The organism is Sporomusa sp. GT1 (genome assembly GCF_014634905.1).
Classification (GTDB): Bacteria; Bacillota; Negativicutes; order Sporomusales; family Sporomusaceae; genus Sporomusa; species Sporomusa sphaeroides.
The window spans coordinates 1-267 of record NZ_BMBX01000094.1 but is presented as its reverse complement, the minus strand read 5'-3'; the positions used below and the strand labels follow the sequence as shown (position 1 = coordinate 267).

At 50.2% G+C, this 267-nt stretch carries 1 protein-coding gene; it reads right to left on the bottom strand.

What is annotated here, in order from left to right:
- Positions 1 to 267 (bottom strand): IS66 family insertion sequence element accessory protein TnpB (locus GT1_RS22465; RefSeq protein ID WP_223226450.1); only part of this gene is annotated, 267 nt, incomplete at both ends.

Sequence of the window (267 nt, the reverse complement as noted above, 5' to 3'; positions counted from 1 at the left end):
TGGCGATGCGCCATTACGAAGTTCTAATGTGGCCGAGCCTATGCGAAGAACGAGAGGTGCAGGCGCTCCGATAATAATCGGAGCAACCGAATCTGTTTTATGCAGAGAACTGGACAGTGTGACTGGCACAATGCTTAACTCATTGCTTCCACTCGTCGGCAAAAGTTCACAGGCTGCCATACGCACACAACGCAGCCAATAGTAGTATCGTTTGGGATTAATGTTATTTTCAGCACACCAAGCGGAAACCGTCTGACCGCTGCTGCG